The 11,726-nt window shown below is 61.2% G+C and carries 11 protein-coding genes and 1 tRNA gene; 2 read left to right on the top strand and 10 right to left on the bottom strand.

The genetic code is table 11. The features are described from left to right. Window positions 1-415: 415 nt before the first annotated feature. The 10 genes from PFLCHA0_RS25655 to PFLCHA0_RS25610 all read right to left on the bottom strand — a co-directional run bounded on the left by PFLCHA0_RS25655 (window position 416) and on the right by PFLCHA0_RS25610 (window position 9,230). Window positions 416-721 (bottom strand): hypothetical protein, encoded by a 306-nt coding sequence (locus PFLCHA0_RS25655; RefSeq protein ID WP_015636992.1) that lies wholly within the window; start codon window positions 719-721, stop codon window positions 416-418. Then, window positions 718-999, bottom strand: a complete 282-nt coding sequence (locus tag PFLCHA0_RS25650) for a helix-turn-helix transcriptional regulator (protein WP_041752566.1) — start codon at window positions 997-999, stop codon at window positions 718-720. The genes PFLCHA0_RS25655 and PFLCHA0_RS25650 overlap by 4 nt, the downstream gene beginning before the upstream one ends. A 90-nt stretch (window positions 1,000-1,089) precedes the next feature. After that, window positions 1,090-1,929 carry a hypothetical protein gene (locus tag PFLCHA0_RS32045; RefSeq protein ID WP_041752564.1) on the bottom strand — a complete coding sequence of 280 codons (840 nt, stop codon included), beginning with the start codon at window positions 1,927-1,929 and terminating at the stop codon, window positions 1,090-1,092. Window positions 1,930-2,211: 282 nt separating this feature from the next. Then, window positions 2,212-3,453, bottom strand: coding sequence for a tyrosine-type recombinase/integrase (locus PFLCHA0_RS25640; protein WP_015636989.1), 1,242 nt, complete (start codon window positions 3,451-3,453; stop codon window positions 2,212-2,214). Between the two features lie 166 nt (window positions 3,454-3,619). Further along, a tRNA-Met gene (locus PFLCHA0_RS25635) sits at window positions 3,620-3,696 on the bottom strand. 77 nt (window positions 3,697-3,773) lie between these two features. Further along, entirely contained in the window at window positions 3,774-5,237 is a 1,464-nt protein-coding gene (locus PFLCHA0_RS25630) for an amidase (protein ID WP_015636988.1), read from the bottom strand. 70 nt (window positions 5,238-5,307) lie between these two features. Continuing rightward, a complete protein-coding gene (locus PFLCHA0_RS25625; RefSeq protein ID WP_015636987.1) occupies window positions 5,308-6,342 on the bottom strand; it encodes an ABC transporter substrate-binding protein in 1,035 nt (344 codons plus the stop codon). Window positions 6,343-6,369: 27 nt separating this feature from the next. Beyond that, entirely contained in the window at window positions 6,370-7,179 is an 810-nt protein-coding gene (locus PFLCHA0_RS25620; RefSeq protein ID WP_015636986.1) for an ABC transporter permease, read from the bottom strand. After that, on the bottom strand, window positions 7,176-8,096 hold the full coding sequence (locus PFLCHA0_RS25615; protein WP_015636985.1) for an ABC transporter permease: 921 nt from the start codon (window positions 8,094-8,096) through the stop codon (window positions 7,176-7,178). The genes PFLCHA0_RS25620 and PFLCHA0_RS25615 overlap by 4 nt, the downstream gene beginning before the upstream one ends. A 15-nt stretch (window positions 8,097-8,111) precedes the next feature. Further along, on the bottom strand, window positions 8,112-9,230 hold the full coding sequence (locus PFLCHA0_RS25610) for an ABC transporter ATP-binding protein (RefSeq protein WP_015636984.1): 1,119 nt from the start codon (window positions 9,228-9,230) through the stop codon (window positions 8,112-8,114). A gap of 226 nt (window positions 9,231-9,456) precedes the next feature. Between PFLCHA0_RS25610 and PFLCHA0_RS25605 the strand changes: the two genes are divergently transcribed. After that, complete coding sequence (locus PFLCHA0_RS25605; protein WP_015636983.1) at window positions 9,457-10,365, top strand: LysR substrate-binding domain-containing protein; 909 nt, start codon at window positions 9,457-9,459, stop codon at window positions 10,363-10,365. An 87-nt stretch (window positions 10,366-10,452) separates the two neighbouring features. Further along, entirely contained in the window at window positions 10,453-11,670 is a 1,218-nt protein-coding gene (locus PFLCHA0_RS25600; RefSeq protein ID WP_011063417.1) for an MFS transporter, read from the top strand. Window positions 11,671-11,726: the final 56 nt, after the last annotated feature.

Below are 11,726 nucleotides of genomic sequence, written 5' to 3'. Positions count from 1 at the left end.
GAGCAGCGGCGCGAATTTTGGACGGATTGAGGGCGTGCATGGGTGGAACTCCTATTGTTGAGGAGCTGCCACGCTTCGTCGCCAAACGAATTAGGGTGGCAGCTGTGCGCAGGTTGGCGAACCGGGACAATAGGAACCCGGCAGACCCGAAGGTCTCCCACGCACAGCCGCCATAAAACAGGAATGCGGGCACAAAAAAAGCGCCTGCAATCGTAATGGGGGCGCCTGTGCGCCTATTGTTGATCGGGTCGCCAAACCCGGTCGCTGAATTTGCAGCGACGACCAGAGAGTAACGTCCGTTTTTTGAAAGTGCAACTGCGCCGATGGCTTGCGGGCTTTTCAGGTGCGGCATAAATTGTCTGTGCATGTAGATTGACCTCAACGCCTCCGGATTGCCCCCGGGGGCGTTTTCGTTTCAGGCATGGATTTCCCAGCGCAGGGACAGCAGCGGAAGGAAGTCGCCATCGATGCAGGAGCGAGCGTCTTCGTAGGCGTCGATCTGCTGGCCTTCATCGACGATCACCATCGCGAACTCTTCGCAGTGAAGTGAGAGGGCGCACCAGGTGCCGTCGTCCCAGCTCAGCACGCTGACCACACGGCCCTTTTTTTCCTGCTGAGTGCGGTAGCGCTCTAGGCGTTGCATGAGGCGTTGCGAGAAGCCGATCTGGCGCAGTTTGGAGAAGGGATGCATCTTGGCGTTTTGGGCAATCTCGCGATTCATGCGGCCACCTGATCACGGGCCTCGATGCGGCTGCGTGCCCACGCTTGTACTTCAGAAAGCACCCAGGCCACGGGAGCGCCACGGGCGTTGCTGTTGCTGAGTTTGACGGGTTGGGGAAAGCCGCAGTCGGGACGCTGCATGAGCTTGTAGATGGTCGAGCGCTTCATGCCCACGATGCCTTCAACCTCGCGCATGCGGATCAGGGTCGAGGCGGCATCAAACAGCGAGGGAGAGTTGGCAGGTGCTTTGCGGGAAATCTCGGTTACAGAGGTACTCATAGGCATTGCTCTCGATAGGTTTGGACTGGCGAGAGCAATGGTCTAGAGATTAATCGGCGGTGAGCAGTTCACTTCCAATTGAAATTTCAGTTACACCACGAAATTTCGTTTGAGAATGGCCTCAATGCTTTTGCGAGTCAGCGCCTTTTCGGTTTCGAGAGTGACCCACTCAGGGCGTTGCTTGTGTGGTTTGGCGACTGCACGCGTTAGCCAGGCATGCACCGCTGTTGCGACGTTACGTTCTGACATCCCTGCCGATAGGTAGTGACGCGCCTGTTTAACTATCGCGGCATCTCGAGCGTGAGTTTCCTCACTACGCTCAATGCTGCTGATTATTCCGCCTTTTTTGCGGATCGCATTCTTAATCGCTCGGTCGGCAATGGGTATCAGTTCATCGTCAATCAGGCAGGGTAGGGACGTGATCGGTTCCAGATAGAGTGCGTACTGATCAAGCGCCTCAATACGCTTGTTCGGATCGGCCTGCATCTCTACGAACTGGCAGTAGAGGTCCCAAGGCCAGTCGGTAGGGGAGGCAGTGGTATGTGACCAAGCCTCTTGATCGGCTTTTTGCATCCAGTTAGCTAATGTCTCCAGCGCTTTTACGGCACAAGCCATGATGTACGCGGTATGCGCGTCGCGCTCCGAAGCGGATTCACATTTGCTGTACTGACGGACCCAATACGCGAGGCGTCCCCTAGTATCGGTTGAGGCATATTGAAAAATGGTCTCCTCATGGATCGACGTATGGATGCACATGCTGGCGAGATCTTTATTGATATCGTCGCAATGAATGCGCAGCCAACACTGGTCGATCAGGTGGCAGGCGTCAGCGACCTGTCCACGGCAGAGATCATAGAGCGGTTGCGCTGAGTGATATTTGAGCAGGCCGCGGCTTAACACCGAATACAATGTGAGGTGGTGATCAACCATTACCGAGTGTCTCAGGCGCCGTGTAACGAAGAGTCCCACGCCCTGCGCTTGAAAGTCGGAGCCAGCGAAAGTCGCTTGGTAGGCTCGGTTGCAGACCATCTGTCCACAGCGCCCGGGCGTTGACTTTGGCGTTACACGCCGGGGCCGCGTTACATCGGAGATACGCCGGGCCGCTCAATTGTGTAACGGTGGTGAAGGCCAATGAAACCGGGCGTTTGGCGAGAGCTGTTACACGAGTAACACCAGTTACACCTCGTTTTGAGGGGGGCAGGGTATGTGCTCTCATATCGCCTTTCCAAATTGGCCCCGCACAACATTGTCGGTCTCTAATGCGTCAAGGTGATCTGCATACCACTGCATCATCTGTGTGCGTTGCTCGAGGTACTGAGCCTTGTTGTAAATCCCCCTTACACCTTGTGCCTTGTGGCTGAGTTGGGCCTCGATATGGTCAGCAGGATAGCCATGCTCGTTAAGAATTGTACTGGCGATGTGGCGGAAGCCATGCCCAGTCTGGCGACCTTCGTAACCTAGGCGTCTGAGTGCCATGAGGAAAACGGTATCGCTGCGGGGTTTGGTGTGGTCGCTTCTACCTGGAAATAGGAGTGGGTAAGCGCCGGTGAATTGCCGTAGCTCCGATAGTGCTTCGACCGCTTGGGTGCATAGTGGCACCAGATGCTCACGACCTTTCTTCCGTCCCTTGCGCTCGACAGGAATGGTCCATAGCTTTTTGTCGAAGTCGAACTCTACCCAATGTGCCTCTCGGAGTTCGCTGGGACGTACAGCTATCAGGGTCAACAGCCGCAGGCCAAGCTGAACATCTTTGGCGTGGGGGTAGGAGCGTATCGCTCGGAGTAACCCTGGAAGCTCATCAGGGGAGACGTGGGCGTAGTTCTCTGCCTTTCCAGAGGACAGAAATTTATGCACACCCTCCAACGGATTGTTGACTGCTCTACCGGTCACTCGAGCCAGGTCATAGATATCTTTGCAGTAAGCCCTCACACGGCTCATCTGTTCCAGAATCCCCTGACGCTCAAGCCCTCTCAATAGCTCCATCCACTCCATCGACATGATTGAGGTGTAGGGTCGTTTGCCGAGCGAGGGGAATACATGGCGTTCGAGTGCGCCAAGTATCCTTTTGGCCGTACCGGCATCCCATCCGCTAAGACGAGACGTGTGCCACTCCCTTGCCAATGCTTCAAAGGTGTCGTTGGCCGCATCGATCTCGGCGGCTTGGCGAGCTTTCTTGGAGGTGATCGGGTTCTTACCTTCCGATGCGTCGGAGCGTAGATCAGCCGCTTTCTGTCGAGCGAAAGCGCCACCCACTTCCGGGTAGCCGCCAAGACCAAGCCATGACCATTTACCGTCCGGCTTCTTGTAGCGTAACTCCCAGGACTTTTGGCCGTTTGGCTTGACCCTGAAATACAGCCCTGGGCTGTCTAGTTCGCGGTATGCCCCGGCCTCAGGCTCCAGGCTGGAAAGTGTCGTGTCAGCGAGAGGGCGTCGCTTGATATCTGTGCGTTTCATCCTTGTATGCCTTCAGTTCAATTATCTATGAAGCATACATGTGGGCATACACGGAGGGGAAGGATAGGGGTAGATAGAGGTGGACAGCCAGAAACAAGAAAGCCCGCACTAGGCGGGCTTCTTGAGGTGATTCATAGACTGCTATAGACATCTATGGATCTGTACTTGGTGGCTACACAGGGACTTGAACCCCGGACCCCAGCATTATGAATGCTATGCTCTAACCAACTGAGCTATGTAGCCAAGTGGCGCGCATTATTCGCTCGGAACGACAATGCGTCAAGCGTTTTTATAAAAAAATTATCTACGCTATCAACCGTTTATCCCTTTCCCCCGAAAATCAGTGGCGATGGGCAGCGCTGGAACCAGCGGCTGGCCTGTTCGTAGGCGTGGGCCAATTGCAGGACGGCGAAGTCGGCCTGGTGCTTGCCGATGATCTGCAAGCCCATGGGCAGGCCGTTGGCATTGAATCCGGCCTGGACGCTGGCCACCGGGCAGCCGGACAAGGTGCCGGGAATCACCACCTCCATCCAGCGGTGGTAGGTGTCCATGGCCACGCCTTCGATGTTGCGCGGCCAGGGTATGTTCTTGTCGAAGGGGAAGACCTGGGCGCTGGGCAGCAGCAGGTAATCGAAGCGTTCGAACAGCCGGGAGATGGCGCGGTACCAGTCGCTACGAATCACTGAGGCTTCGAATACCTGACTGGCGGAGAGCTTGAGGCCGTTCTCCACTTCCCAGATGGCCTCGTCCTTGAGCTGTGTGCGTTTCTGTGGATCGGCATAGGTGCTGCCCAGGGACCCAGCGACCATCCAGTGGCGCAGGGTGCGCCAGCTGCTCCACAGACGCTCGGGGGCGAAGTCGGGGCTGGCCGGTTCTACGCTGCAACCCAGGCTGCGGAAATCGCCCAAGGCCTTTTCGCAGAGCTCCAGCAGGCCCTTTTCCATTGGCAGGTAACCGTTGAAGTCCCCCAGCCAACCCAGGCGCGTGCCCTTGAAGTCACGTTCCAGCGGGGCGGCGAAGCCCTGGCCGGATTCGGCGATGGACAGCGGCGCCCGCGCATCGCCCCCGGCCTGCACCGACAGCAGCAGGGCTGCGTCGCGCACGCTGCGGGCCATGGGGCCTTCGTAGCCGAGCTGGTCGATGAACAGGTCGCTGCTGTCGTCGAACGGCACCCGGCCCTGGGACGGGCGAAAACCGAAGATGTTGTTGAAGGCCGCCGGGTTGCGCAGCGAACCCATCATGTCGCTACCGTCGGCCACCGGTACCAGGTGCAGGGCCAGGGCTGCGGCGGCGCCGCCACTGCTGCCGCCGGCGGTCTTGCTCGGGTCATAGGCGCAGCCGGTGGCGCCGAACAGTGGGTTGTAGGTCTGGGAGCCGAGGCCGAATTCCGGGGTGTTGCTCTTGCCGATCAGGATCGCCCCGGCGGCCTTGATCCGTTCCACCATGATGCCGTCGCGCTCGGGGATGAAATCCCGGTACAGCGGCGAACCCAGGGTGGTGCGGATGCCGTGGGTCAGGGACAGGTCCTTGATCGCGTGGGGCAGGCCGTGCATCCAGCCGCGATATTCGCCACGGGCCAGTTCGGCGTCGCGCCGGTCGGCCTCGGCCAGCAGGGCTTCGGCCGGTTGCAGGCTGACCAGGGCATTGACCAGGGGGTTGTAGTGCTCGATGTGGGCAAGGTAGGTCTGCATCACTTCCCGGCAGGAAACCTGACGCAGGCGGATACGCTCGGCGAGTTCATGGGCCTGAAGCAGGACCAGTTCGCTGGGGGGCTTGGCGATCATGGCAGGAGGGCCTTTCAAACGGCTTTAGAAACGCCCCGGCATCCAGACCGGGGCGGCAAGTCAACACTGCTCAGCGCATCAGGTTGGTCCACAGGCGGTCGGCAAGGCGGATTGCGCCTTCGCCGCAGGTCTGGCTGAAGACCACCTTGGTACCCTCGGGAATGTGCAGCTCGGGGGCGTCCTTCAGGCCGGCGTCGAGGAAGGGTTCGACGCCCTTGATCGGGCTCTGGTGCTTGAGGAAGTTCTGGGTCATGGCGGCGTTCTCAGGCTGGCTGAGGAAGGCGATGAAGGCCTTGGCGTTTGCCGGGTTCTTGCTGCCCTTGGGGATGACCATGTTGTCCACCCAGGCCAGCACGCCTTCTTTCGGATAGAGGTACTTCAGGCCGGGCTTCATCTCCCGGGCACGCATGGACGATCCGCCCCAGAACATCGACATGTCGATTTCCCCGGCCGCCAGGTTCTCGCGGATCGCCCCGGCCTTGGAGCTGTAGGTCTTGACGAAGGGCTTCTGCGCCTTGAGCAGGCCAAGGATCTGCTGCATCTGCTTGGGGTCTTCGCTGCACAGCGGAATGTTCAGGTACAGGCTTGCCATATCGATCACTTCGCTCACCGAGTCGAACATGTTGATCCGCCCCTGCAGCTCCGCTGGCGGCTCGTAGAGCACCTTGTAACTGTCGCTCGGGCCTTTGTAGCGCTCGCCGTTGAGCACCACGCTGGTGGTGCCCCAGATGAAGGGCACCGAGTAGGCGCCTTCCGGGTCCCAGGTCGGGTTCTTCAGGTTGTCGACCACGCTGGCGTAATAGGGCTGCTTGGCCGGGTCGAAGCGCTCCAGCAACTGCTCCTTGATCAGGATCGGGATGAACTGGTGGGAGGGGATCGCCACGTCATAACCGGTGCCGCCCTGTTTCAGCTTGGCCAGCAGGGTTTCGTTGGAATCGTAGGAATCCACCGTGACCTCGATACCGGTCTGCGTCTGGAACTTGGCGAGAATTTCCGGCGAAAAGTAGCCGCTCCAGCTCACGACGTTGAGTTTCTCGGCGGCCTGCACCGCCAGTGGCAGGCTCAGCAACAACGAGGTACCCAGGCTTGCGATCAACTTGCTCATGTCATTTCCCCAAGGTCAGTGGAAGGTTCAAGCGTGTTTCTTGCTCAGCAGATAAGAGAGGCTGACGAACAGCACCGAGACGCCGAGGATCAGCGTCGACACGGCGTTGACGTCGGGTGTCACGCCCATGCGCAACAGGCCGAAGATGAAGATCGGCAGGGTGGTGGTGCCGGCCTGGGACACCATCATCGAGATCACGAAGTTATCCAGGGAGACGATGAAGGCCAGCATCAGCCCGGAGACGATCCCCGGCATCAGCAGCGGCAGGGTCACCTTGCGGAAGGTGCGCCAGGGGCCGGCGTACAGGTCTGCCGCGGCGTGTTCCAGGGACAGGTCCATGTCGTTGAGGCGGGCGCGGATCGGCAAATAGGCGAAGGGGATGCAGAACACCGTGTGGGCGATGATCAGGTTGCCGTAGCCCAGGGACAGCCCCAGGGTAGAGAACAGCGCCAGGGTGGCCACGCCGACGACGATTTCCGGTAGCACCAGGGGCAGCATGATGGCGCCCATGGACAGTTGCAGGCCCTTGAACTTCGCCCCGCGTGAGGTGCCCAGGGCCGCCAGGGTGGCGATGGCGGTGGCCGCCATGCTGGCGCACACGGCGATCAGCAGGCTGTTGCCTGCCGCCTGGCGCAGGGCCTGGTTGGCGAACGCCGCGCGGTACCAGTCGAGGCTGAAGCCGCTCCACACCGTGGCCGACTGGTTGGCGTTGAAGGAGAACACCACCAGCACCAGGATCGGCGCGTAGAGGTACAGGTAGAACAGGAAGCTGAAACCGCCGAAGCCGGGAAAGTCCTGGACACCGAGGCCGTTGCGCTTGAACAGGCGGATCATCATGCACCCTCCTGAAGGGTTTTCTGGCGCTGGGCGCGCAGGGCGTAGACGGTCAGTACCAGCATCACCGCGGCCATCAGCACCAGCGACAGGGCGGCGCCGAAGGGCCAGTTACGGGCATCGCTGAACTGCCGGAAGATCAGGTTGCCAAGCATCATCCGGGTGCCGCCCCCCAGCAGTTCCGGGGCGATCATCGCTCCCAGGCAGGGCACGAAAGTCAGGATCGCCCCGGCGAAAATTCCCGGCTTGGCAATGGGCAGCACCACCTTGCGCAGGGTCCGAATGCGCCCGGCGTAGAGGTCCTGGGCCGCTTCCAGCAGGCGGGTGTCCATCTTTTCCAGGGTGGCGTAGATCGGCAGCACCACGAAGGGCGCGTAGGTGTAGACCAGCCCCAGCAGCACCGCACCGTCGGTGTACAGCAACTGCAACGGCTCGTGGATGACCCCCAGCCCCATCAGGCTGTTGTTGATCACCCCGGTGTTGCGCAGCAGCAGGATCCAGGCGTAGGTGCGGATCAGCAGGTTGGCCCAGAACGGCACGGTGATCAGGAAGATCAGCAGGCCGCGGCGCTGCACTGGCTGCATCGCCAGCCACACCGCTACCGGAAAACCGATCAGCAGGGTGATCACCGTGGTCAGCCCGGCGATGCCGATCGAGCGCAGGGCGATCAGCAGGTAGGAGTCGGCGAAGGCCAGGCTGTCGTCCAGTTGCCGTTCGAACAGCAGGGAGGTGTAGGCGTCGCTGCTGAAGACCTTGTTCACCCCGCCGTAGGGGTTGGCTTCCATCAACGAATAGCCGATGACGATAAGGATCGGCACGATCAGGAACAGGCCGATGGCGACCAGGGCCGGGCTGACCCCGAGAAAGCTGCGCAAGGCTTTGCGCCGTTCCAGATGATGGGAAATCGATGAGGCGTGCATGGCGAATCCTCGTGGTCAATCCAGCAGGACGCTGGCGCTGCCGCGTTCGAACAGCAGCCCGGCGCTGCTGCCTACGCTCAGGCGCGGGTGGTGTTCGAGGCTGTTGGGCGTGCGCACGGTGAGGCGCGTGCCGTCGCCGAGGCTGACCTGGTATTGCAGGTCGGTACCCAGGTAGATCAGCGCTTCGATACGGCACGCCAGGGCGCCTTGCGAGGCATCACCGCGCAGGTGCAAGCGCTCGGGGCGCACCGACAGGGTGACCTGCTGGCCGACCTTGGCGGTGGTGCAGGGTTGCGCCGGCAGCGCCTGCCCGGCGGGGCCGCTGAACCAGGCCAGGCCTGCTTCGATGCGGCTGACCGTGGCCGGGATGAAGTTGGTTTCACCGATAAAGTCGGCGACGAAGCGATTGCGCGGCTGCTCGTAGATTTCTTCCGGGCGACCCACCTGTTGCACTTCGCCTTCGGAGAGCACGGCGATGCGGTCGGACAGGGTCAGGGCTTCTTCCTGGTCGTGGGTGACGAAGATGAAGGTGATACCGGTCTTGGCCTGGATGGCCTTGAGTTCTTCGCGCATGGCCTGGCGCAGCTTGAGGTCCAGGGCCGACAGCGGCTCGTCCAGCAGCAGTACCTTGGGGTGGGGGGCCAGGGCTCGGGCCAGGGCGATGCGTTGCTGCTGGCCGCCGGACAGCTGGTTGGGCTTGCGCGCCGCAAAGCGCTCCATCTGCACCAGGGCCAGCATCTCGCGCACCCGCTCGGCGATCTGCGCCTTGCTCAATACCTGGCCCATAGGGCGCGATTCCAGGCCGAAGGCCAGGTTCTCGGCCAGGGTCATGTGGGGGAACAGTGCGTAATGCTGGAACACCGTGTTCACCGGGCGCTCGAAGGGCGGCCGGTCGGCGATGTTCTCGCCATAGAGAAGGATCTCGCCCTGGGTCGGGAACTCGAACCCGGCGATCATCCGCAAGAGGGTGGTCTTGCCACAGCCCGAGGGGCCGAGAAGGGTGAAGAATTCGTTGTCGCGGATATCCAGGTCGATGTTCTTCAGGGCCACCGGGCCGCTGTGTGGATCGCCGTAGACCTTGCGCACTGAACGGATGGACACCGCCAGCGTTTGCAGCGCATGCAGGGCATTCATGCCTTACCTCCGATTCCCCCATGAGCTGTCGTGCAGGCCATGGATCTTGTTTTTCTTGGGCAGGATCGAAATGTGTCGGGTGCGTGGAAAGCTTGTCTTTGCAGGCTTTGCGCGGGTTTTACCGGGTTCTGCTGGGGCTGATTATCAGTGAGGGGTTGCGGGGGCGAAACATCAATTTTAACATACCGGCTGTTAAAAAATTTAATAGCAAGGGGCGGGCGAAATCATGGTCGAGCAGCGTTTGCCACCGTTGAATGCAGTGCGTGCTTTTGATGCCGCCGCCCGTCTTGGCAGCTATGTCGAAGCCTCAAGGGCCTTGCATGTGACCCAGCCGGCCATTGGCCGCCACGTGAAGCTGCTGGAGGACTGGCTCGGGGTGCAGCTGTTCGAGCGCACGTCCCGCGGCGTGAACCTGACCCCGGCGGGGGAGAAGTACCACCGCAAGATCGCCGCCGCCCTGCAACTGATCATCGAGGCCGGGCGCGAGGTACAGCCCAGGGCCGCCGAGCGCTGGCTGCGGATCATGGTCGTGCCGGGGTTTGCCAAGCGCTGGCTGACCCCGCGCCTGGAGGCGCTGCGCCACGTGCGCCCGGGCCTGAAGTTCGCCATCGAGCCGAACTCGACCTTTAGCGAAGTGGATGCCAAGAGCAGCGACCTGGGGATCGCCTACGGCCTGGACGGGCAATACGCCGAGTCCCGGGTCAGCCTGATCTGCCCCCGGGTGTTTCCCATCTGCACCCCGGCCTACCTGGCCAGTATCGAGGCGATTCGCGAGCCGGCGGACCTGGCCCGCCATGAGTTGATCCACTTCGATGACGGTGAGTGGTGGAACCTGTGGTTTGCCGCCAATGGCCTGGATATCCACCTCACGTCCGACCTGATCTACGTGAACAACGACCATGCGCTGTCGGTGGCGGAAAGCGGCGGTGGTATTGCCCTGGCCAACGAAGTGCTGGTGCGCGAGGAGCTCAAGGCCGGCACCCTGGTGCGGGTGCTGGAAGACCAGGTGCAGCTGGAAAGCTACCGGGTGCTGACCCCGGCCAGCGAGTGGTCGGAGGACGTTGAATGGTTTATCCAGTGGCTCAAGGCCGAGCTGGAAGCGGATTTCCCCGAGGCGCGAATCGGGGTTCGTTAGCAAGCTAATGGGATGGCGCGACTGCACCGAAAAATGGCACATTGACGCACCTGCCCCTGTGCACCCACCCGTTGTACGGAAAATCCTATGGCTAGCAGCAACTCCCCGAGCGTCGCCGCGACGGCTTCCCCGGCTTCGCAAAGCAGTCCCCTGGTCCTGCGCATCATTGGTGCGGTGGCCCTGGCGCACCTGATCAACGACTTGATCCAGGCAGTGCTGCCGGCGATCTACCCGATGCTCAAGGACAGCTACGGCCTGACCTTCACCCAGGTCGGCCTGATTACCCTGACCTTCCAGCTGACCGCGTCGCTGTTGCAGCCCTGGGTCGGCTACTACACCGACCGCCGGCCTCAACCATTCCTGCTGCCGGCGGGAATGATCTGCACCCTGATCGGCATCCTGATGATGTCCCAGGTCGGCAGCTTTCCCTTGATCCTGCTGGCAGCAGCATTGATCGGCATTGGCTCCTCGACCTTCCATCCGGAGGCTTCGCGGGTCGCGCGGCTGGCCTCGGGCGGGCGCTATGGCCTGGCCCAGTCGAGCTTCCAGGTCGGCGGCAATGCCGGCACCGCCTTCGGCCCCTTGCTGGCTGCGGCCATCATCATTCCCTACGGCCAGGGCAATGTGGCCTGGTTCGGCCTGTTCGCGCTGTTTGCCCTGGTGGTGCTGTACGCCATCAGCCGCTGGTATGCCAACCACCTGCGCCTGTACAAGCTCAAGCAGGGCCAGGCGGCGACTCACGGCCTGTCCAGGAACCGGGTGATCAGCGCCCTGGTGGTCCTCGGGCTGCTGGTGTTTTCCAAGTATTTCTACATGGCCAGCTTCACCAGCTACTTCACCTTCTACCTGATCGAGAAATTCGACCTGTCGGTGGCCAGCTCGCAACTGCATCTGTTCCTGTTCCTGGGGGCCGTGGCGGCGGGAACCTTCTTCGGCGGCCCGATCGGCGACAAGATCGGGCGCAAGGCAGTGATCTGGTTCTCGATCCTCGGGGTGGCGCCGTTCACTCTGTTGCTGCCCCATGTCGACCTGTTCTGGACCAGCGTCCTGAGCGTGGTGATCGGCTTTATCCTGGCCTCGGCATTCTCCGCCATCGTGGTGTACGCCCAGGAACTGGTGCCGGGCAACGTTGGCATGATCGCCGGGGTGTTCTTCGGCCTGATGTTCGGTTTTGGCGGGATCGGTGCGGCGCTGCTGGGGCACCTGGCGGATATTCATGGCATCGAGTATGTGTACTACCTGTGCTCGTTCCTGCCGCTGTTCGGGGTGCTGGCGATCTTCCTGCCGCGTACCCGCAAAGCCTGATGGCTTGAGGCGTGCTGGCGATAGAACGCCCGGGGTACTGGCCCCGGGCTTTTTTT

Origin of the sequence: Pseudomonas protegens CHA0 (assembly GCF_000397205.1) — a bacterium.
GTDB lineage: Bacteria > Pseudomonadota > Gammaproteobacteria > Pseudomonadales > Pseudomonadaceae > Aquipseudomonas > Aquipseudomonas protegens.
Note: the sequence above shows the minus strand (reverse complement) of the source record. Positions and strands in the feature narration are given on the sequence as shown.